Source organism: Haloarcula argentinensis DSM 12282 (assembly GCA_000336895.1).
Taxonomy (GTDB): domain Archaea; phylum Halobacteriota; class Halobacteria; order Halobacteriales; family Haloarculaceae; genus Haloarcula; species Haloarcula argentinensis.
In genome coordinates, this window is record AOLX01000017.1 from 236,689 (window position 1) to 256,969 (window position 20,281).

The 20,281-nt window shown below is 63.7% G+C and carries 19 protein-coding genes and 1 tRNA gene; 12 read left to right on the forward strand and 8 right to left on the reverse strand.

Features of this window, described 5'->3' with window-relative positions; translation table 11 throughout:
* Positions 1-19: 19 nt before the first annotated feature.
* Together C443_RS10155 and arcS are read right to left on the reverse strand one after the other, a co-directional pair.
* On the reverse strand, positions 20-427 hold the full coding sequence (locus C443_RS10155) for a VanZ family protein (protein ID WP_005536084.1): 408 nt from the start codon (positions 425-427) through the stop codon (positions 20-22).
* A 73-nt stretch (positions 428-500) separates the two neighbouring features.
* A complete protein-coding gene (arcS, locus tag C443_RS10160) occupies positions 501-2,288 on the reverse strand; it encodes an archaeosine synthase subunit alpha (RefSeq protein ID WP_005536086.1) in 1,788 nt (595 codons plus the stop codon).
* A 372-nt stretch (positions 2,289-2,660) separates the two neighbouring features.
* Between arcS and C443_RS10165 the strand changes: the two genes are divergently transcribed.
* Positions 2,661-3,806: an alginate lyase family protein gene (locus C443_RS10165; RefSeq protein ID WP_188852172.1), complete on the forward strand. Its 1,146-nt coding sequence runs from the start codon at positions 2,661-2,663 to the stop codon at positions 3,804-3,806.
* A gap of 65 nt (positions 3,807-3,871) precedes the next feature.
* Positions 3,872-4,747, forward strand: coding sequence for an NAD-dependent epimerase/dehydratase family protein (locus tag C443_RS10170; RefSeq protein ID WP_005536089.1), 876 nt, complete (start codon positions 3,872-3,874; stop codon positions 4,745-4,747).
* Positions 4,748-4,770: 23 nt separating this feature from the next.
* Here C443_RS10170 and tgtA read toward each other — a convergent pair whose 3' ends face one another.
* The 5 genes from tgtA to trmY all read right to left on the reverse strand — a co-directional run bounded on the left by tgtA (position 4,771) and on the right by trmY (position 10,082).
* Positions 4,771-6,243 carry a tRNA guanosine(15) transglycosylase TgtA gene (tgtA, locus tag C443_RS10175; protein WP_005536092.1) on the reverse strand — a complete coding sequence of 491 codons (1,473 nt, stop codon included), beginning with the start codon at positions 6,241-6,243 and terminating at the stop codon, positions 4,771-4,773.
* A 120-nt stretch (positions 6,244-6,363) separates the two neighbouring features.
* A complete protein-coding gene (locus C443_RS10180) occupies positions 6,364-6,621 on the reverse strand; it encodes a hypothetical protein (protein WP_005536094.1) in 258 nt (85 codons plus the stop codon).
* 44 nt (positions 6,622-6,665) lie between these two features.
* On the reverse strand, positions 6,666-7,211 hold the full coding sequence (locus tag C443_RS10185) for an NUDIX hydrolase (RefSeq protein WP_005536095.1): 546 nt from the start codon (positions 7,209-7,211) through the stop codon (positions 6,666-6,668).
* A gap of 40 nt (positions 7,212-7,251) precedes the next feature.
* Positions 7,252-9,357: a hypothetical protein gene (locus C443_RS10190; protein WP_049944015.1), complete on the reverse strand. Its 2,106-nt coding sequence runs from the start codon at positions 9,355-9,357 to the stop codon at positions 7,252-7,254.
* A 128-nt stretch (positions 9,358-9,485) separates the two neighbouring features.
* Positions 9,486-10,082 carry a tRNA (pseudouridine(54)-N(1))-methyltransferase TrmY gene (gene trmY, locus C443_RS10195; protein ID WP_005536099.1) on the reverse strand — a complete coding sequence of 199 codons (597 nt, stop codon included), beginning with the start codon at positions 10,080-10,082 and terminating at the stop codon, positions 9,486-9,488.
* A gap of 161 nt (positions 10,083-10,243) precedes the next feature.
* On the opposite strand from trmY, the gene C443_RS10200 reads away from it, so the two are divergent.
* From C443_RS10200 to C443_RS10210, 3 genes are all read left to right on the forward strand, one after another.
* Positions 10,244-10,708 carry a nucleoside deaminase gene (locus tag C443_RS10200; protein ID WP_005536100.1) on the forward strand — a complete coding sequence of 155 codons (465 nt, stop codon included), beginning with the start codon at positions 10,244-10,246 and terminating at the stop codon, positions 10,706-10,708.
* A 63-nt stretch (positions 10,709-10,771) separates the two neighbouring features.
* Complete coding sequence (locus C443_RS10205) at positions 10,772-11,188, forward strand: CBS domain-containing protein (RefSeq protein WP_005536102.1); 417 nt, start codon at positions 10,772-10,774, stop codon at positions 11,186-11,188.
* A gap of 133 nt (positions 11,189-11,321) precedes the next feature.
* Complete coding sequence (locus C443_RS10210; protein WP_005536103.1) at positions 11,322-12,842, forward strand: hypothetical protein; 1,521 nt, start codon at positions 11,322-11,324, stop codon at positions 12,840-12,842.
* Between the two features lie 177 nt (positions 12,843-13,019).
* Here the strand turns inward: C443_RS10210 and C443_RS10215 are convergent.
* Positions 13,020-13,092: transfer RNA gene (locus C443_RS10215), tRNA-Pro, on the reverse strand.
* Between the two features lie 96 nt (positions 13,093-13,188).
* Between C443_RS10215 and C443_RS10220 the strand changes: the two genes are divergently transcribed.
* From C443_RS10220 to C443_RS10250, 7 genes are all read left to right on the forward strand, one after another.
* Positions 13,189-13,650: a GDP-mannose mannosyl hydrolase gene (locus tag C443_RS10220; RefSeq protein WP_049944016.1), complete on the forward strand. Its 462-nt coding sequence runs from the start codon at positions 13,189-13,191 to the stop codon at positions 13,648-13,650.
* Positions 13,651-13,773: 123 nt separating this feature from the next.
* Entirely contained in the window at positions 13,774-14,946 is a 1,173-nt protein-coding gene (locus C443_RS10225) for an NAD-dependent epimerase/dehydratase family protein (protein ID WP_005536106.1), read from the forward strand.
* Between the two features lie 2 nt (positions 14,947-14,948).
* Positions 14,949-15,881, forward strand: a complete 933-nt coding sequence (locus C443_RS10230; protein ID WP_005536107.1) for an NAD-dependent epimerase/dehydratase family protein — start codon at positions 14,949-14,951, stop codon at positions 15,879-15,881.
* Positions 15,874-16,869 (forward strand): NAD-dependent epimerase/dehydratase family protein, encoded by a 996-nt coding sequence (locus tag C443_RS10235; RefSeq protein WP_005536108.1) that lies wholly within the window; start codon positions 15,874-15,876, stop codon positions 16,867-16,869. The genes C443_RS10230 and C443_RS10235 overlap by 8 nt, the downstream gene beginning before the upstream one ends.
* Before the next feature lie 48 nt (positions 16,870-16,917).
* Positions 16,918-19,251 carry an STT3 domain-containing protein gene (locus C443_RS10240; protein ID WP_005536109.1) on the forward strand — a complete coding sequence of 778 codons (2,334 nt, stop codon included), beginning with the start codon at positions 16,918-16,920 and terminating at the stop codon, positions 19,249-19,251.
* A 64-nt stretch (positions 19,252-19,315) separates the two neighbouring features.
* Positions 19,316-19,789 (forward strand): hypothetical protein, encoded by a 474-nt coding sequence (locus C443_RS10245; protein ID WP_005536110.1) that lies wholly within the window; start codon positions 19,316-19,318, stop codon positions 19,787-19,789.
* Positions 19,782-20,276, forward strand: a complete 495-nt coding sequence (locus C443_RS10250) for a metal-dependent hydrolase (protein ID WP_005536113.1) — start codon at positions 19,782-19,784, stop codon at positions 20,274-20,276. Before C443_RS10245 ends, C443_RS10250 begins: the two co-directional genes overlap by 8 nt.
* Positions 20,277-20,281 lie beyond the last annotated feature (5 nt).

Consider the following 20,281-nt stretch of genomic DNA (forward strand, 5'->3'; position numbering starts at 1 on the left):
AGCGCGTAAAGCCGCTTCGTTACTGCCGGGATTGTGGGCCGGTTTGGTCGGAAAGTGCGCCGATTCGGTGGGCCACGAGCCACGCCACCCCGGCCAGCGCAGCCCCGACGGAGTTAGCGAAGAAATCAGCGCCGCTCGTCCCGCGCGAGGGGACGAAACCCTGAACCAATTCCACACCAGCCCCGTAGCAGATAGCGAGTGTCACGAGTGCTGCAACTGTGGTCGCATCGCGGGCGCGCTGTCCCCACGCGAGCAGTACTGCCAGTGTCCCGTAACTCGCCGCGTGAACCCACTTATCTAGCGCGAAACCGAGGAGCGTGGGGACCTGCTCGCTCACCCCTTCGGGAACCGGGAGAAGCGACGTGACCAGTACCAACAGTGAAAAGCCGACCGCAGGGAGGTAGCGGCGGAACCCCGATACGTCCATAGTGGCGGTTCTTCCGTTCGATAAATAAGTCGCGTGGTCAGGCGACAGCAGTACCCGACACCAGCGGAGCGACCTACTGCTCGTCGACGTGACGCATCTGGACGGCGATACCCCGCGTCGAGGACTGCATCTCCGGGCCACTCATCTGGGCGCGACCGACACCGAAGGCCGCGTCGCCCTGAATCACCACGTCGTCGCCGACGCGGATATCGTCGCTGGCGTCGGTGATACCCGGCGCCAGCACCGATCCGTGGGGGACAAACGGTTCGATCTCGACGGTTTTCGTCGGCACGTCGCTCTCGACCCAGCGACGTGCCCCGACGGTGGTCAGCGAGAGCACGCCGTACTGCTGGGCCAGCGCCGCCAACTGCTCCCCGTCGGCGTCGTCGGCGCGCAGTTGTGGATACCGGCCCTGCGTCGAGAGGTCGTCGAACAGTTCGTCGCCCGCGCCTTCGCCAAACTGGTAGTCGGCGACGGCGCGGATAGTGTTGTGTTCGCGTTCCCGTTTCGGATAGCGGTCCCAGCCCTCCAGTTCGGCAGCGAGGTTCCCCAGCGAATCCGCCGTCGTCGGGTGGTCGGTGACCGTGTAGGTAAACTCCTGTCCCAGCGAATCGGCTACGCGCTCGCAGATGTCGCGGTAGCCTTCGCCGGGTACGTGGGCAATAATCTCTGGGTAGTCAGTGCCTTCTAAATAGCGTTCGAGCACGCGGCTGACGAACTCGATCTCGGTGGCGGTCCAGTTGCCCGTGACGACGGAGTCGTAGTGCTGGGCTGGGTAGGTGAGTTCGAGTTCCTGTGGCACGACGCCGATGGGCGAGGTCATCGAGACGACGTGGGCGCGCCACTTGATGGCGTCGTGGTACTGTTTGTGGCTCTGTGAGTCGCTGTAGGGCTTGCGTGCGGAGCAGGGGACCAGCACGAGCGGCCGGTCGTCGAAACGCGGCACGTAGCGGTCGGTGACCCGCTCGGCGAAGCGCTGAATCTCGACCCGGCGGAGCGAGTCGTCACTGGCCGCCGAGAGGTCGGCCCGCCGAATGAGCGGTGTTCGCTCCTCAAGATAGCTGTACTGCTGGTCCAGTCGGCGGAAGGTCGCAGTGAGCCAGTTGTCCTGCCTGGCCTGGCCCTCAATGTAGTCCCGGAGACGACCGTCGCGGATACGGCGGCGGACGCGCCGGAGTTCAGCAGCGAGCGCGTTGACGTTATGTTCGACACAGTCCTGGCGGTCGAACTCCTCGCGTGGCTGCTGGCAAGCTGGGCACGCACACGGGAGTTCGTCGAGGTCTTCGAGGAAGTACGCCTCGTCAGTCGTGAGATACCGGCCCTCGGTCCCGCGGACGACGGCGCGGTCGGGGTCCACGAGGTCCACACCGGCGTAGACGAGCGTCGCGACGTTTCGCGGCGTGGCGACGCCGGGCAAGTAGAGCGCGGTGTCTGCGGGGATACGCTCCCGGACAGTGGTGACGGCGTCGACGAACGCTGACGCGTGCCCGACGTAGCCGGGCGCACCGGCGAGCACGTAGGCGTCACTGCTGTGGTCGGTCGCAGTATCGGGCGAGATAACGGCTGCACTCGGGAACGTGACATCTGGATAGTCGACAGCGAAGGCCTCGGCGACCTCGTCCGGGGTGCCGGCGGGGAGTCCTCGGTGGGGCAATACGGTGAGCAGCGACTCGTCACCGTCTGGGGCGTCTCGCTCGGTGGACCAGCGGCTTCCAGCATCATCAAGGACATGTCGACAGTTGCCCGGCGTCTCGGTGTCCACGTCGTCGACCAGCGCCGGCGTCGTCACGGAGTCGACGAGGCGTAACTCACCCACTCGCGCGGCGCTGTCGCGCTCGTGGACCTCGAAGTAGTCGGTCATGCAATGGCGTCAGCCACGCGCGACCAACTATCTTGCCTTTGTGCCAGCAACGGGTACAGTGGCGACGGAGGGGTGTTTTGGCACCACCGCAGCCTGTTATAGTCGATAGCTATCCGCTTGTGGTTGTCGCGAACCGGGCGCTATCCGCTGATTAGCTGGACCCTAACTAAATCTATCGAGGGTGACTGACTACCTGTGCAGCGACAGACACGACGAGGCGTGTTGCTCGCCCTCTCGGGGACAGCCGCAACGCTGGGGGGCTGTTCGACCGGCCTCACCTCAGGAGATCCTGGTGCGAGGGCCGCGTCAGACGAGACGGAGCCGACACCGACGGAACAGGTATCGGAGTCGACAACGGAAAGCAGGCCCGCGATGTTCGTCCATCTCGACACACTAGCTGCGATACAGTCCCGTGTCGAGAACGGCGACAACCCGTGGACAGGGGCCCACGAGGCCTTCATGGACGATGTCCGTGACGCGATGGCAGCGGACTCGGAGAGTGTCACAGACAACGGCGACGGTCACGAGTTCAAGACGAAAGGGCCGAAAGACCCAGCGGAACGTAAGGACTACGTCGCCGCCATCAGGACGGGGGACCGGATCCGTGACCTCGGCCTCGCCTATCAGTACACCGGCGCGGACCAGTACGCCGAGAAAGCTATCGAACTGCTTGACCACTGGTTCCTGCGTTCGAAGACCTACATGGCGCCCGTCAAAACGAACAGCATCGAACAGTACATCACACTCCCCAAAATGTGGTGGGGTGCGGAACTCGTTCGCGGCCACAAGGCGTGGAACGACGACGGCGTCGGCACGGAGGCTGATCTGCAGGAGTGGGTCCGGACCTTCCTGAACGACGTGGGTCATAATATTCCGACCGAAATGGGGCAGCAGAATATCTTCAACTGGCAGGAGATGACCCACGCCGCTGGAGCCGTGTATCTCCGAGACTGGGACCGGTTCCGAAAGGCCATGCAACGGAACCGTGAGACCGGCTTCAATCAACTCCGCGAGGACGGCCTGCTGAAAAACGAGATCATTCGCGCGTCGAGCCTAGCGTACTCGCTGTATGCGGCGAAGGCGCTGCTCACCGCCGCGGAACTCAGCCGACTCTATGCCGACAAACTCGATGGTCCCACGCTGTACGAGTACCAGAAGTTCGACGGCGACAGAGGGGCGATCGAGCGGATTCTCGACGCCCACGCGCCATACGTGGGTGACCCAGAGGCCTGGGAAGCGATGGGCGAGGGCGACCCCGACCGGTTCGTCAACAATGACGGCTTCCCCGCCAGAAAGCAGGAATCGGCGTCCTCGCTGTACGAGGTGGCCTACTCGTACTACGAGAAAGACGCGTATCTGGAAGCGCTCAAACAGAGCGGACAGCCGGTGAAGAACGTCCCGACATACGTCTCAGCGCAGCAGGCGGCAATTGACAACCCCGACCGGCCGCATCGGGACGAACGCGTTCTCGGCTGGACGACATTCACACACGGTGAACGGTTCCGGCTGGACGTGTAACTGGCGTCGTTCCTGAAGACGCGGTACACCGCCACGCTTTGGATGCTAGCGGCTTCAGATCCGGTATGGATGTAGTCGTAACCGGTGGCCGGGGAAGTTCCGGTCGCTGGATCGTCGACCGTCTCGCCGAACCGCACGAGGTAACAGTTCTTGACCGACAACTGCCGGATAATGGGGGCCATCCGGCTGTCGGGTACCGAGCGCTTGACCTGACAGATGCCGGGGGCGTCTTCGACGCGCTTACTGCCATCGACCCGGACGCGGTGGTCCACTGGGCTGCGATCCCGGTCGCCGGGAACCACCCCGGGGTAGACCTGTTCCAGAACAACACACTGGCGGCACATAACGTCCTCTCAGCGGCCGGCCGTGTCGGCGCTGACGTGGTGCAGGGGTCTTCGGACGGCGCGTACGGCTTCTTTTTCGCCGAGGAGACCCCCGTGCCGGACGAACTCCCGATCACCGAAGCGCACGCGTGCAGGCCGGAGGACGACTACGGGCTCTCGAAGGTCGTCACAGAGGAGATCGGGAAAACGATTGCCCGTCGGGACGGCGTCTCTGTGGCGTCGATTCGCCCTTCGTGGATACAGATTCCCGGTGAGTACCCCTGTCGGTCCGAGGACTACGTCGACGACCTCGCGGCTGGGGCGGGCAACTACTGGTCGTACGTGGACGTTCGAGACGTGGTCGACCTCGTCGAGGCCGCCCTCACTGCCGAGGTCACGGGGTACGAGGCGTTTAACTGCGTCGGCCCCGACAACGCGCTGGGCCGGCCGCTGGCCGAACTCATGCGCGAGCAGTACGGCAGCGTTCCGGATGACTGCACGGTCGAGGGGGACGCCGCAGCGTACTCGACGGCCAAGGCCACAGCGATGCTTGGCTGGGAGCCGACCCGGTCCTGGCGCGAGGCGGCCGATGCGGACGTGGATGTGCCGACCGTCTGACCAGCGCCGAGATAATTGCGCCGTCAGTCGCGGGCGTGCAGGTCACGCAGGCGAACGCTATCGGGCACGCGGTCGAGTGCCGTCGCCGGCCAGTCGTCGTGGACCAGCGTGAAGGACACGTCAGGATGGAGTTCGACCAGTCGTCGGACCCCCGTCGCTGCGGCCTCGTAGGCCGCGCGGTCGGTCCGGTCGGGCGTTTCCGCGGTCAACGGATAGGTATCCGCGAGTTCTCGCGGATACGGACCGAACGGGGGCAGAACGCCCCAGCTTTCGTCGTACTGTGCACTGGAACTGCCTTCGGTCAGCAGCACCTCCTCGCCCTTGACCGGGAGGCGCTCCAGTCGGTTCTGATGGCGTCGGACCTCGGGCCGACGGGCGCTTTCGTTCGAGGTGTAAAAGAACGCGTCTTTCGAGACCGGGTCAGTGCGTTCGAGTTGCTCGGCGTGGTCGAGCAGCGCGCGGAAGCCGTCGAGCATGGCCGGATGACCGCGGGCGCGGCTGTCGACCAGTTCCATGAGGTTGCCCGAGCGAATTGCCTGTTTGACCGTCCGAATCTCGCCGTAGGTGACGTGGAGGTTGTGACGGGCGAGCAGTTCCTCACGCGTGTCGGCGTCCATCGCGTCGAGCTCCGCCGGCGTGTGGTCGGTACAGACCGGGCAGTGACATGGGAAGTAACTCAGTTCGTCGAGCAGTTCCGTCCCCTGCACCGTGAGATACCGGTCGTCGCGGGCGTACAGTGCGTAGGCTGCCGAATCGAACAGGTCACAGCCCAGCGCCGCAGCCATCGCGAACATCATCGGGTGGCCCGCACCAAACAGGTGGACCGGGCCGACCTCACCCAGCCCGCGCTTGCAGGCCGCGACAACATCTGCAAGGTCAGCGTAACGGTACTCGTTCATCAGCGGGACGACGGCTCCCAGCGGGAACACGTCAAGTCCAGTCGAGACAGCGTCTGCAGCGGCGCGCTCCCGCAGATCCGGATATGTCGCGCCCTGAACCGGCGCGCTGACGAGCATCTCGCCGGTGTCGACGGTGGCAGCGTGTTCGAGCCGTTCCTGTGTCGTTTTGAGTTCCTCGGTCGCCCGCTCGCGGTCCACGTCCGGCGGCGTCGGGATATCCACCGGCGTGCCGATATCGGAGCCGATCTCGTGCTGGAACTCCAGAATCTCCTCGGTGGTCACGTCGATGTCGCCGTACTCGGCGAGCTGGAAGGACCCGGAGTCGGTCATGATAGCCCCATCGAACCCGAGCAGGTCGTGGAGGCCCTGCTCCAACACGGGCTCACGGAGGTCATCGGAGCCGTGCAGGATGTAGCTGTTCGTGATGAGTATCTCCGCCCCGAACTCCGACGCCAACGTTGCCGGTGCGACCGTCTGGACGTGTGGATTGACCACCGGCAGGATCGTCGGCGTCTCGACGGTGACGCCGGCCCGTGGCACCGTTAGCTCGCCCAGCCGGCCCGCTGCGTCGTACTGGCGGACCTCGAAATTCGTCATTACACGTCGTCATCGGTCGGTGCGCCTAAGGGTTGTGTTCCCCCGTGGCTGGCCGTTCGTAGCATTCGAAAGCCGATAGCGGCGGTGGAGCCGAGGGACGTGCCGGCCGGCACAGCGCCGCTATTCGTCGGGCTGTTCCGCCCCACCGGGCACCAGTTTCCGCTCGGGCCGGTGGACGGTCCCTGAGTCCTCGTCGGCGACGTACGCCTGTGACGTTCGGAACATAGCAACCACCTCATCGCGGGACCCGTAGGCGTCCTCGACGAGTCGTTCGAGCAGTTCCGCCCGCGAAATCGGCTGGCCGGTCCGACGGCGGACGGCTGCGCGCAGTTTATCCAGCCGGCGTTCAGTCTGTTCGTCGAGTGCAATCGAGGTCATGTGTTGGGTGATACCACCCCACAAGGTTTCAAACTATCGTCAGTTCACCGCTCGAACAGGGCGTAGTACATGATACCTACGGCAGACCGACTATCGCGAAGCGTGTCGTCGCGCACCGACTGGACCAGCGAGTCGAAGTCGGCAGTGTCGACCCGAATCGATTCGTTGTGGTCTAGATTCTGGTCGGCTGTCGCCTCGCATCCGCGTGCGACGTAGTAGTGGAACACGTAATCGGTGTTTCCGTTGGCCGGTTCGCCCGTGTAGAGGTGGTCGAACGTATCGGCCTCGTAGCCCGTCTCCTCGCGGAGTTCGCGAGCGGCGGCGGCGCTTGGGTCGTCGTCTTCGTCCTCCATCGTCCCGGCAGGCAGACCGTAGTTGACCCGGCGGACTGGCTGTCGCCACTCCTCGATAACAACCACGTCACCGTCGGGGGTAAGCGGGAGCACGATGACGCTCTCACCGTGTTGTACGTAATCGAACTCTCCCTCCGTGCCGTCGGGCAGGCGTATGTCCTCACGGACGACATCGAACCCAGGACAGGCGTAGGCGGTTTCGGCATCGAGCGTCTCCCAGGCGAGTTCCTCATCCATACTTGGAGTGTTGGCCTCATCAGCAAAATCAGCACGGGTCTTACAGTTTGTCGGCGGCCTGTGCCTGCTCCGTCCGACGGTTGGCCTGTTCCAGGCGGCGTCGGGCCGCGTTCGATAGCGGGTCCGAGAGGGCGTCGCTGGCGTCCTCGGTTCTGGTCGCGACGCGCTGGAGCCGGTCGGCAACGGTCTGGAGTTGCTTGTCAGCGTTCCCGCGGTCGCCAGCCTCGGCGCGTTCCGTCGCTCGCCTAGCCGCCTCGACGACTGCGGCGAGTGCGCGTTCGAGGCCCTGGATAGCGTTCCCGGAGCCGCCACTGCTCCCGGAAGTGCCGTCATCATCGTCAGAATCACCGTCATCGTCCATCTCGTCGAGCACCGCTTGCCGCGTCTCCTCGGCAATGTCGACGAGGAACGACGCCAGCGACGCCTTGCCGGTCCGGGGCTGTTCTATCTGTGCGGCAGTGTCGGCCTCGGGTTCTGGATTTACCCGGAACGCACCGATCTCGTCATCGCGGTCCCGGACCTCCGTCGTATACGCGCCACCGCCGTGGACGTACACAGCGTCGGGTTCCGAGAGCGGGGCGTCGTACAGCCGGCCGGCAAAGTCGTCCTCGACGGCGAGGTCGGTGAGGTCGCTGTCGGCTCCCGACGGGTCGACCTCGAGGCGGGTGGCGTTCTCCCGGGCGACGAGTGGGACCTCGCCGTCGACACCGGCTCTGGTCGGCCCCTCAGTTTCGCTCGTTTCGGGAACCGACACTGACTCGCTGTGTGGCGCGACGCCGGCCCCGTTGACGGTGAACCGGTGTTCGCCCGCGGGCACGTCCTGAACGACGGCCAGACCCGAAAAGGTCGGGACGGCCTCTGGGTCACTCTCCAGTAGAGCGACGGACTCGACAGTGGTGTCCTCGGTCGTGAGCCCTTCGTCTTCGGGGGCGTCGTCGTTCGAGACAGCTTCCGAGAGGCTAGCGACGACAGTCCGTATCTCCGCCGGGGCGCCGATGGCGTCGTAGCGCTCGGCCAGCGCCGCTCGGTGGTTCGGTTCGGAAATGTCCGCGGCGGGGTTCTCGTACCGCGGCTGGTCCCAGGGCGCGCCCGTCGTCGTGATATGGCCCGCGACGGCGTCCTCAGCGAACTCGAGCACGGCGAACTCGAAGCTCAACTGCGGGCCGGTGAAATCGGCGATGTGTTCCAGTTCGCTACTCGGTACGAGGTCGTATTCGATGTCCGGGTCAGCCTCGCCGCGGTCGGTGTGCTGGAACACGAGTCCCGTCTCCCGCGTCGGCAGGTCCGTCGGCGGTTCGGTGAGGCTGTCGAACGAGCGGACGGTGAGTGACTCCGAGATGAGGTCCTCGCGGCTGACCGACGGCAGCCGCTCGTGCTCGTACAGCGGCGCACCCTCGTGCTCCGGCACGAGATAGGGGAGCCGGGACCCTTCGTCGCGCGGGAGACCGTAGGCGACCGGGATCTCTGCGAGGTCCTCAATGGTCTCGACCGTGCTGTTCGTGATATCCGCGAACCGGTCGCCCTCCGGCAGCCGGGTGAACCGGTCGCGAACGTCGTTGACCGACAGCGCGCTGGAGTGCGAGCCCAGTTCGGAGAGGATACGCGGCACCATCTCCGGATCAGGGTCGAGGAACTCGTTGTTGGGCACCTTCCGGGAGTGGGAGCTGGCGACGTACAGTTGCGGGTCGCCCGTCGCCGTGTCGACGAACACGTGCAGGACCTCCCAGTCGTGCCAGTGGAAGTTCGTCGTGAACTGGTCGAACGCCGAATAGAACCAGAACTGGACAACGGCGAGCGGCGAACTGTCGTACTCGACGACGTGGTAGAACGCTGTCGGGTCCGGCGGGTCTCCGTCGCTCATCCGCTCGTGATACCCGTCGAAGGCGTCGAATCCGTCAACGACGGTCTCGCCGTCCTGTTCGCTGGTGTACGGCCGCGGGTCCGTCGGGAACCACGGCTCCGCCCGATCGAAGTACAGCGTCGGTGCGAACCGTCGGGCGAGTTCTTCGGCTCGCTCGCCCTCGACTGTCGAGGCCGCGTCGTCGCTTTCGCTTTCGAGCCCCGAACAGCCGGCGACGGATGCGAGGCCGGCTCCGGCGACCGTCTGCAGAACCGCACGGCGGGACAGACGTTCCCGGTCGGTCATCGATCCCCCGTCGCTTTGGTGCGTCGTCGGACAGCGTGACCCGGCGCTGTCTCCGAACCCAATAATTCCATACGTCATTCAGCGAACCGCGGAGGAAAACCCTTCTGGCAGTCTCCAAGCGTGCCCCGTCAGTACTGCTCGAACCCCGCCGTGTCCAGATAGTTGTGTGCGACCGTGATCGAGTGGTCAGCGTGGAGGGCCTTCGGGCCAAGCGAAACACGTTCATCCGCGTGGTCGGCCAGCAGCGCCGCTTCCTCGTCCCGGAAGTCATGGTGGTCCGAGAGGACGAACACCGGGTCCGACGGCGGGGCAACGTCGACGATAGGGTCGCCGTCCTCGTGCAACTGGACGACGGTTCCCCGGCGTGCCACGTCCTCGAGTGTCGCTTCAAACCCCCGCCGCGTGAGTGACACGCCCGGCGAGGTTTCGACCGGCATGTGCCCGATGGCTTCCTCGCGCTCTTCCAATGCCTTACGGATCAGTGCCGCCGTGGACCGCTCGTCCGGGTTCAGCCGGCGGAGGTCGCTCCCCTCGAACGTGACGGTGTACTCGTCGCCCAGAACCAGGTGGACCCGCACGTCTTCCCGAATAGCATGGCTCAGGAAGAACGCGCTGGTGACACACCGACAGAGCACGTCGAGCCGGCCGGCCGCGCCGGCCAGATCGTCGAGCGAGAACTCCGGCGTCGTCGGGGCGTCGTGACCGATGATGACGAACTGGCGCATACGGGTGCGAAGCCGGTCACAGACTTACGTGCATCGACCGCGAACCCGTCAGCTCTCATCCGTGCCGACGGGGAGCCAGATGCCGAGTGGGGCCACCGTCGAGGTCACGGCGGCGGTGTCCCTCGCCGAGCCTACTTCCGACTGCGGGTCGAAGCGCCGTTATGCCCGTTTCAGAGTTCGACGAGTTCGACCACGAAACGCATATGCAGCGTGCGTTCGAGCTGGCTCGGACCGCTGTCGACCGTGGTGACCGGCCGTTCGGGTCTGTACTCGTTCGTGACGACGAAATCGTCATGGAGGCGTCGAACCGCGTCCTCACCGAATCCGATGTGCGCCGCCATCCGGAACTCCAACTGGCGCACCGAGCAATGCGCGAGTTTGACCCGGACGAGCGCATGGAAATCGTGATGTACACGAGCACCGAACCGTGCCCGATGTGTGCCGGCGGGCTCCGGTACGCGGGTCACGGCCGGATCGTGTACAGCGTCGGTAGCGACGAAATGAGCGGTTTCAGCGGCCACGAAGAGTCCGTCCGCTCCGACGAAATTCTCGCCGGCGTCACCGACGTCGTCGGACCGATATGTCATGAGGAGGGACTGGCGATTCACGAGGACTTTGACTGGTAAGGCCACGTCAACACGGGTTGCGGGAGTCAAATGACTTATTATGTGTGTTTGCTAACTTGTGGTATGAATTCACTTGACACACCGGTCGAGCAGGTGATGACCAAGCCAGTAAAGACCGTCGACCGGGAGCTTGCCGTCCGAGACGTTTCGAAGCTCCTTGCGTCGGAAGCAGTCGGTTCTGTCATTGTCGAAACCGAGTATGGACGAGGCATACTCACGAAAACGGACATTATCGCCGGCCTCCGCGATGGAATGGACCCGGATACGACGCCAGTTGGTGACCTGATGACAACCCCTGTCAAGACCATCGAACCCGGAGCGCCGCTAGAGGAAGCCATCGATACAATGGTCGAGCACAGCATCAAGCGGCTCGTGGTCGACGGACAAGCCGACAGCGTCGGTATTCTCACGACGACAGACGTGATGCAGGAACTGTCACCCGACCTAGACCGCGTCGTCGAGATGTTCGCGGAGAGGTGACAGCCCGGATTTGAAAGGTCGGGGCTATGGAAGTGTAGGTAGGCAGTTCGCCTTCAAATTGAGTCGTAAAAACGCTACAAACGCCGTCTGAGCGTCCAGAAAGGGTTTACCGGGAGCGGCGGACCACTCGACTATGCGCAGACGTGCCCTCCTCGCGTCGGTCCCGGGTGCGCTGGCCGGGCTCGGCGGCTGTTCGTTCGGTGCCCCTGGAGCGGATGAAACTGACAGCGTGACGCCTGCACCGCAACCGGACCAGTCACCAACCGACGCGAACGACAGCGGAGCAGAGACGCCGACAGATACGGGCGACCCACCCCGACCCGAGAATCCGACGACGGTCATCGAACTGGCAACCGGACCGCGAACCTACGCCCTCAGTTCGCCGGGACTCCACACCGACGACGGAGCGCGAATCGGGTTTTGGTTCGACCGGACGGCGACCGACAGCCATCCGGCCACGCTTCGCGGCTGGCTCCAGAACGGCAACGAGTTCGAGAACACGTTCAGAATCGATTGGATTCCGGGGGTCGGACGGACATATAGCCGCCAACCCAGTGGCTATGACCACGAAGCCCGCCTCCATCTTGCACCCACGGAGAACAACGAACTCGCCGAGGAAGTGCCCTCGCTCGGCCAAACAGAAGAGGGGTACTGGCGCGTCGACGACGTCGGTCCGTGGATGCCAGAAACCCACCGGCTGGACCCCGGTGAATGGGTCCGACTGGAGTACGCACTCGTCGGCGAACCAGGCCAGTCCGGGCGGCCGACCGGGACCTACAAGTTCCGAGGCCGGGACGAAACGCTCTCAGTTACTGTCTGGGACACACGGCATCCCGGCCCGGAGACGGAGTCCCGGTTCGCCGGCCGCTCGCTCCCATCGTTTCCCGGCGACGGCAGCGTCCAGTGGTTCCACGAAGCAAATAAGACGACCTCAGCCTTCGTTCGCCCGACCGCCGAGCGAGTACAGTTGGACGCACAGGTGGGCTTTGAGATGGTCAACAACAGCCACGAGCGACTGCAGTGTGGCCACTGGAATCTCTACAAACTCGTCGACGGCGAGTGGTTCCACATCGCGCCGACGGGCCACACCGACGACTGTCGCATCCTGGTGCCGGGCGGTCGGGAACAGTGGGACCTCCGGACGTTTAACCGACAGGCCGTCGATTGTGGAACCGGCGACTGCCGTTGTGACGGCCTCACGCAGGGCTATCTCGGCGGCGGCGAGTACGCCATCGTCGCCGGCTACGGGCATCCGATAGCCGAGAGCGGTGCGCTGGTCGAGCTGGTCGGCGACCGGGCTGCCGTGACGCCAACCGACGGCGTATCGACAGCGCGTGACGGCGACACGATCACGGTGACGACTGGCCGCCACGGCGATGGGGAGCATCCTGCCGACGCGACGTTCTCACTGACTCGCACCGACAGCGCGAGCGAGCGGGTTATCGCCGAACAAGTGATGGCGAGCGGTCGGTTCGCCACGTACGAGGGTGGACTTCGTAACGCTCTCCCGTTCCTGACCGACGGTGTGAGCCGTGTCGTCGTCGAAACCGACGAACGGGCCGTCGACGGCGTCCTCGGCTACGATTCGAACAGTCGTCGGTTCCGGTTCCGCGGACAGGCTTACGAAGTTGCTCGGGGTCGGAACACAGGCTGATAATCGGCGCTGAGAGCGGTCTTGTTTCGTCTCGGCTCCGTAATTGAAAACGGGAATCAGGCCGAATTCGAGCCACCGCGGAGCAAAACGCCACGAGCGCACAGTTCCTTCGCTCACGAGGACACGACACGGTACCTGTAAACCGAAAATGTCTCTGACCGGTTTGAATTGGAAAAGTGGGCCGGCGCGAATTCGAATCGCGGTTACGGCCACCCGAAGGCCGAAGGATACCAGGCTACCCCACCGGCCCGTGCGATAGCAATCGGATAGAAGACAGGGTCAGTTTTAACGGTTGCGAAACGGCGAGATGGGGAGTGCTTTCATCGGCGGCCCACAAGCCGAAGACATGGATATCCACGACGAACGCATTCCGACAGCGACGTTCGCGACCTGTCTCGACAACATGCCCCAACCCTGTGTCGACCTGGTCGTCGAATACGAGGGCGGCGTCGTACTCACACGACGACAGAACGAGCCAGCCAAAGGCGAGTGGTTCTGGCCGGGGAGCCGCCTGTTTAAGGGTGAGCGACTGGACGACGCAGCACCACGCATCGCCGAGGCGGAACTTGGCCTCACGTCGGTTGAAACGGAACGACTTGGCGTCAGCGAACACTTCTGGGACACGTCGTCGGTCGACGGCGTCGACTCCAGACACACAATACCAATCGTCTACCGAGTCGTCCCCGACGACGGGGAGGAGATGACACTTGATGACCAGCACGACGCCTATCAGGTTGTCACGGAGCCACCGGCGGACGCGAACCGGTACGTCTCCGAGTACTTCGACCGATTCGATATCGGCCAGTAGCGGGTGAAAGTTGTTGTTTTGAGGCCGAATACGTGTCGCATTATCAATCAGGCTGTACGAGACCAGCAGGTAACTGACCAGAAGATTGATTACGCATCGTAGTTACTCACTAACTGAGTAACTATGACCATCCTCATCACTGGCGGCGACGGCTACGTCGGGTGGCCGGCCGCACTGCGGATCGCGGACCGAACGGACGAGCGAGTGCTGCTGGTCGACAACTTCGCCCGAAGAGAGTGGGTCGAGGACGTCGGCGCGACGAGCGCGACACCAGTGGCCAGCATCGACGAACGCCTCGACGCGGCTCGTGAGGTCCACGGCCTGACGAACCTCTCCTTCGTCGAGGGCGACCTCGCCGAGAAGTCCTTCGTCGACGAACTGCTGGCGGTCCACGAGCCAGAAGTCGTGGTCCACACCGCCGCACAGCCGTCCGCGCCGTACTCCCAGATCAACGGCGAGCGGGCGAACTACACCCAGCACAACAATCTCCAGGCGACGCGGAACCTTCTGTGGGGTCTCGAAGAACACGACCTCACAGACACCCACTTCGTCGAGACGACGACGACGGGCGTCTACGGCGCGCCGGAGTTCCCGATTCCCGAAGGCGGCGCGACGATGGAGAACCAGAGCGAGCGCGACGACGTGCCGTTCCCCAACATGGGCGGGAGCTGGTACCACGCGACGAAGGGCTTCGACGCACAGAACATGCGGCTGGCCCACACCCAGTTTGACATTCCGATTTCTGACGTGCGAACGGCAATCGTCTACGGGACCGAGACCGAGGAAACCCGCGCTGACGACCGGCTCAAGACTCGCTTCGACTTCGACTACTACTTCGGGACGGTTACCCACCGCTTCTGCGCGCAGGCCGTCGCGGGCTATCCCGTCACCGTCTACGGCAAAGGCGAGCAGCGCAAGCCGTTCATCTCGCTAGAGGACGCCGTCGAAGGGCTAGCCGAAGTGGCCCTGACCGACCCCGAGGAGCGCCCCGAAGGGCTGACGGTGTACAATCAGGTCACGCGCGCCATCAGCATCGTCGAGATCGCCGAGACAATTGCAGACGTGGGCAGCGAGTACGACCTCGATGTTGACGTCGAGCACTTCGAGAACCCCCGCGACGAGGACGAGACCCACAAGATGGAGATCGAGAACGACCGGTACGCCGATCTCATCGGCGGCCAGTCCCAGTCCTTCGAAGACGGCGTCGGCGACATCTTCGAGACGCTGACCCGCTACGCCGACACCATCGAAGCCCACGAGGATCGGTTCCTCCCGGGCGTCCTGAGCGAGGACTGACGATGGACGTGCTGGTCACTGGGGCCTGTGGCTACATCGGCAGCGCGCTGGTCCCGCTGCTGCGGGCAGACGACCGCGTCGACGAGGTCGTCGTCTTCGACGACCTCTCCTCGGGGTCGCCGCGGGCGCTGCTGGGAACGCTGGGGGACGGCCTCGAATTTCGCCGGGGCGACGTCCGCGAGTACGGCGACGTGGAGAGCGCCATGCGCGGCGTCGACCGCGTCATCCACCTCGCGGCCATCACCGGCGCGTCGAGCACACACGAACGCCGCGACGAGACCTTTGCCATCAACTACGACGGCACTGAAAACGTCCTGACTGCGGCCGGCAAACTCGGCGTCGACCACGTCGTCTTTGCTTCTTCGTGTAACGTCTACGGCCGCGCGACCAGCACCGACATCGACGAGACAGTCGACCCGGACCCGATCAACCCCTACGCGGAGACGAAACTGCAGTCCGAGACGCTACTGCAGGAGTACTGCGAGGAGTTCGATATGACCGGTACTGCCCTGCGGATGGCCACCAACTTCGGCCACTCGCCAGGCATCCGGTTCAACCTCGTCGTGAACTACTTCGTGTTCCGCGCGCTGACTGACCGCCCGCTCACCGTCTACGGCGACGGTTCGAACTGGCGGCCGTTCATCCACGTCCAAGACGCCGCCAGCGCCTACGCGGAGGCGGCGTGCGACCCCGAGTCCTGGGACGAACCAGTGTACAACGTCGGGTCGATGGACGCGAACTACCAGATATCTGAGATTGCCGACATCGTCGCCGACGAGGTCGCCCCGGTCGACGTGACCTATCTCGAAGACGAGCATCCCGGACCGTCGTATCACGTCAACTTCGACCGGCTGAATCGGACCGGCTTCGAACCATCGTGGACGCTCCGCGAAGGCGTCCGCGACCTCGCGGAGAAATTCACCACCAATGTCTGAGACAGAACCCACGAGCGAACGGCCCCACATCGCCGTCACCGGCGGCGCGGGCTACATCGGCAGCCGCGTCATCTACGAACTACAGCAGGCCCACCCCGATTGGGAGATCACCGCTATCGACAACTTCTATCTCGGTACCGTGCGGTCCGTCGGCGATGTCAACATCGAACACGTCGACATCCGGAACCGGGACCGTCTGGAAACGGCGCTAGACGGGGCCGACGTCGTGATGCACCTCGCAGCGATATCCGGCGTTGACGACTGCGAGCAGAAGCAGGATCTAGCCTACGAGGTCAATGTGCAGGGAACCGACAACGTCGCCTGGTTCTGCCGCAAGACCGGCGCAGCGCTGATCTTCCCATTCTCGATGGCCGTCATCGGCGACCCGCGAGAGTTCCCAATCACAGTCGACCACCCGCGGGACCCGCTGAACTGGTACGGGCGGACGAAACTACTCAACGAGCGCGCCATCGAGACGTACGCCGACGGCGCGTTCCCGGCCCATCAGTTCATGATCTCGAACCTCTACGGGAGCCACGAGATAGACGGTCAGATTGTCTCGAAGGGGACCGTCATCAACTTCTTCGTGAATCGCGCGCTCGCCGGCGAGACGCTGACCGTCTACGAGCCTGGAACGCAGTCCCGGAACTTCATTCACGTCAAGGACGTTGCCCGGGCCTACGTCGACAGTTGCGAACGGCTACTTGAGCAACTGGACCGCGGCGAGACCGGCGCCGAGAAATACGAAATTGCGAGCGACGAGGACCCGGGCGTCCACACTGTCGCCAACCTTGTCAAAGATATCGCCGCTGATGTCGCCGACATCGATGCCGACGTGAAACTGGTCGAGAACCCGCGGGGCGACGACGAGACGCTCGTCGACTCGTTCCCGGTCGACACCGACCGAACGACTGACGTGCTTGGCTGGACGCCGGAACACGACGTAGAGTCAGCGATTCGGACCACACTGGAATCATCGAACACGTAGACATCGAGTCCCGATGGATTTATTCGCCAGACCGGAAAGAGAGAACACATGAGCGATACGCCCGGGGCGGGAGCAGTACTGGATGACCGGCCCGAGCTACGAGATGCGACAGAAGCGGTTCTGGCCGTCGACGACGAGCGTGACGGCTGGACGTTTGACGACATTCCCCTCGATTCGGGCCAGTTCGGCGAACTCGTCTCCGCTGGCATTGTCGAGAAGGACGGTGACGAGTACCGCATCGCCGACCCCGACGCTGTGCGAGCCGCGCTCAATGGCGAATCTGCGGTCGGTAGCGACAGCGGGCACGGGCTAGCGCTCGGTGACGCACTACGCGTTAATCTCGACGTGCGAGCAACTGGCCTGCTTGTCGCCGCCCTAGCGGTCGTCTTCGTCGCCCGAACGTACGTCATCGGGTCGATATATCGCGGCGGCGACATCGTTCTATCGAGTAACGATCCCTACTACTACAGGTACCACGTCGAACAGGTCGCGGCGAACGCTGGTAGCGCGGCTGATTTCGGGGCACTCTCCGTGCTGCCACAAGCACTGACAAAAGGGGAGCCACTCACTATCGCGACGCTCTGGTGGGTTTCCAGCCTCTTCGGCGGGGGCAAAACAGTCATTGGCCACGTTCTTGCCTGGTATCCGGTCGTGTCAGCACTCGTCACGAGCGCCCTGCTCTATTTGCTCGCGGTTCGAGTGTCCAGCGACCGGCGTGTCGGCCTCGCATCGGTCCTTTTTCTCGCGTTTATTCCCGGCCACGCCTTCCGGACGAGCCTGGGTTTCGCAGATCACCACGCCTTCGACTATCCATGGCTGGGACTCACCGCCCTTGCACTCGTAGTCGCGCTAACGACGGCCACGAACCGAACGTCACTTCGTCGACCACAGCCGTGGATCGCCGCAGTCGGCATCGGTGTCGGGACTGCCGGTCAGGTGCTCGCGTGGGAAGCCGGGCCGTTGCTTGTCTTGCCAGTCAGTCTGGTGGTGCTTGGACAAACACTGCTGGACGTCTCGAACGACCGGTCGGCACTGGTCAGGAACGCGCCAGTCCTTGCCGGCGTTAGCCTCGGTGCGATACTCGCTGGGAGTGTCCACACTATCACCGGCTGGCAGACTGCGCTCGTCGCCGGTGCACCGGCACTGCTGACGCTGGGCACTGTTGTCGTCATTGCGACAGCAGAAGTAGCCAAGCGGGTGGGTGGTACAGCCAAGCAACTGGCTGTGGTTAATACCGGGCTTGGCGTCGTCGGTCTCCTCCTCTTTCGCTTCGGCTTCACAGAACAGTGGGGTACGTTCAACAGGCGTCTCGATCTCCTATTTCGGTCCGACGGGATCGCTGAGACATATGGACTATTCAGCGCGGATGCATTCGGCTTCCTGTTCCTGCTCGGCCTGACACTGTTCCTAGCGCTCCCGGCGATGGCGTGGGGCGTCGACCTCGCTCGGAACGACCGGAGCGGCTGGCTCGTCGCCAGTAGCTACGCCTGGGTACTGTTCGCCCTCGCAGTGATTCAGGTCCGCTTTGTCGGCGAACTGGCCCCGTTTCTCGCGCTGTTCGCCAGCCTCGCGTTCGTCTGGGTCGCCTCGTGGGTCGATCTCGCCCGGCCGGTGCTGACGACTGGTGATAGGGACCTGCGGGACGTACTCGTTCCGGACACCCGCGCAGCTGCGTCGCTGTTCGTGCTGTTTCTGCTGTTCGGGGCCCTTGGGATAGTGCAGGTTCCAGTCAAAACGAGTCAGGTACTCGTCGAGGACGGGACGTACGACGCGGCGACTGCAATCGAGGCAGATGCCGCCGAGCGTGGTCTCGAATACCCCGAAAGCTACGTCCTCAGCCGCTGGGGGCAGAACCGGGTGTACAACTACTTCGTCAACGGCGATTCCCAGAGCTACGGCTACGCTCGCCAGACGTACGGGCCGTTCGTCGGAGCGACAGACCCTGATGCGGCCTACAATCGGATTTCCAACCGAGCTGGGTATGTCGTGACCACAGAGACCAATATCGAGGCACCGACTACGATGTACGCTCGGTTACACCAGCACTTCGGAAGCCGGAACGGGGATGTGGACGGCCTGGCTCACTACCGACCACTCTTCACCAGCGAAGACGGGAGCCACAGGGCGTTCGCGGTCGTTCCCGGTGGAACGATACAGGGGACTTCGGCCCCGAATTCGACCGTCTCGGTCGTAACGACGGTCGGTGTCTCGGACAGGGAGGTCGACTACGAGCGCCAGACGACAGCCAACCGAAACGGTAATTTCACTGTTACCGTCGCAAATCCCGGGACGTACACCGTGACGACCGATAACGGTAGTGAAACGACCGTCGAAGTCACAGAACAGATGGTGTACGGCGGCGGTAACGTCACTGTCGGGTGACTTTCAGAGACGCCTGTGGTTCTGAAGCGAAACGACCATTGTACCCACCGAAAGAACAGAAGGTGTGCGCGTCTGGGTTCGTGTCGGCATCGTGCTTGTGCTGTGTCTGACACTCGGAGGACTGTTCGTTCACGCGGAGATGACAGAGGACAAACGGTCACCGTATCCAGACGCGGCAGACCTTTCGACTGGGTACGAGTCGTACGTCGGGCAGCAGCTCATGGTGTTTGGTACGGTGACAGAGACCGGCGATAGCGAGATGGAAATCAATGTCGAGAGCGATGGGGCAGCTATCACACTCAGAGTCACCGGGACAAAGACAGCTGTCGAACCCGGTGGCGTCGTCCAAGTGTACGGAACGGTCGAACCAGGGGGGACGATAGCGGCCGAGCGCGTCGAAGTCGTCAACAGCAGTCGGTGGGCGGAGTTCTACAAGTACGGCGCCTCGGCTGTCGGCGCGCTCGGATTCCTGCTCCTGTTCTTCCGGTATTGGCGAATTGACCGAGAGACGTGGACACTGGAGGCCCGTGATGGCTGACCTGCTGACACACCTTCTCGTTCCGTACATGCTTCTCACGGCCGCGAGTTGGCGCGTCGACTGGGTCGATCAGCGCTGGGTCGTCGTTGGGATGGGCGGTGCGGCGATTCCCGATCTGGTGAAAGTTGGAATCGTGGTGGACAGGAGGATAGTCGAAGCGCTTCTCGGCGTTCCGTTCACCTATATGCCCCTCTCCACACTCGGCGGAGTCCTGCTACTAGCCGGTATCATCGCCGTCGCATTCGAGCGTCGGCACTGGAGACCAGTGTTCGGCCTCGTGACGTTCGGCGGCCTCACATCACTCCTGCTCGATGGGATGCGAGTGTACGCTGACGGGAGAGCGAGCGCCTGGCTGTATCCGTTCACGAACTGGCGGCCGCCGACGCCGAGCCTGTACGTGTCTTCGGACCCGACCGTACTCGTGGTGGCGCTACTCACGGCCGGTACGGTCGCAGTCCTCGACAGACGGATGCGAGCGCGGAACTGACCTCG

What these genes read in the sequence shown, in the direction of transcription:
- C443_RS10155 (WP_005536084.1), bottom strand. Translation starts at nt 427, where the DNA reads ATGGACGTATCGGGGTTCCGCCGCTACCTCCCTGCGGTCGGCTTTTCA.
- arcS (WP_005536086.1), bottom strand. Translation starts at nt 2,288, where the DNA reads ATGACCGACTACTTCGAGGTCCACGAGCGCGACAGCGCCGCGCGAGTG.
- C443_RS10165 (WP_188852172.1), top strand. Translation starts at nt 2,661, where the DNA reads ATGTTCGTCCATCTCGACACACTAGCTGCGATACAGTCCCGTGTCGAG.
- C443_RS10170 (WP_005536089.1), top strand. Translation starts at nt 3,872, where the DNA reads ATGGATGTAGTCGTAACCGGTGGCCGGGGAAGTTCCGGTCGCTGGATC.
- tgtA (WP_005536092.1), bottom strand. Translation starts at nt 6,243, where the DNA reads ATGACGAATTTCGAGGTCCGCCAGTACGACGCAGCGGGCCGGCTGGGC.
- C443_RS10180 (WP_005536094.1), bottom strand. Translation starts at nt 6,621, where the DNA reads ATGACCTCGATTGCACTCGACGAACAGACTGAACGCCGGCTGGATAAA.
- C443_RS10185 (WP_005536095.1), bottom strand. Translation starts at nt 7,211, where the DNA reads ATGGATGAGGAACTCGCCTGGGAGACGCTCGATGCCGAAACCGCCTAC.
- C443_RS10190 (WP_049944015.1), bottom strand. Translation starts at nt 9,357, where the DNA reads ATGACCGACCGGGAACGTCTGTCCCGCCGTGCGGTTCTGCAGACGGTC.
- trmY (WP_005536099.1), bottom strand. Translation starts at nt 10,082, where the DNA reads ATGCGCCAGTTCGTCATCATCGGTCACGACGCCCCGACGACGCCGGAG.
- C443_RS10200 (WP_005536100.1), top strand. Translation starts at nt 10,244, where the DNA reads ATGCCCGTTTCAGAGTTCGACGAGTTCGACCACGAAACGCATATGCAG.
- C443_RS10205 (WP_005536102.1), top strand. Translation starts at nt 10,772, where the DNA reads ATGAATTCACTTGACACACCGGTCGAGCAGGTGATGACCAAGCCAGTA.
- C443_RS10210 (WP_005536103.1), top strand. Translation starts at nt 11,322, where the DNA reads ATGCGCAGACGTGCCCTCCTCGCGTCGGTCCCGGGTGCGCTGGCCGGG.
- C443_RS10220 (WP_049944016.1), top strand. Translation starts at nt 13,189, where the DNA reads ATGGATATCCACGACGAACGCATTCCGACAGCGACGTTCGCGACCTGT.
- C443_RS10225 (WP_005536106.1), top strand. Translation starts at nt 13,774, where the DNA reads ATGACCATCCTCATCACTGGCGGCGACGGCTACGTCGGGTGGCCGGCC.
- C443_RS10230 (WP_005536107.1), top strand. Translation starts at nt 14,949, where the DNA reads ATGGACGTGCTGGTCACTGGGGCCTGTGGCTACATCGGCAGCGCGCTG.
- C443_RS10235 (WP_005536108.1), top strand. Translation starts at nt 15,874, where the DNA reads ATGTCTGAGACAGAACCCACGAGCGAACGGCCCCACATCGCCGTCACC.
- C443_RS10240 (WP_005536109.1), top strand. Translation starts at nt 16,918, where the DNA reads ATGAGCGATACGCCCGGGGCGGGAGCAGTACTGGATGACCGGCCCGAG.
- C443_RS10250 (WP_005536113.1), top strand. Translation starts at nt 19,782, where the DNA reads ATGGCTGACCTGCTGACACACCTTCTCGTTCCGTACATGCTTCTCACG.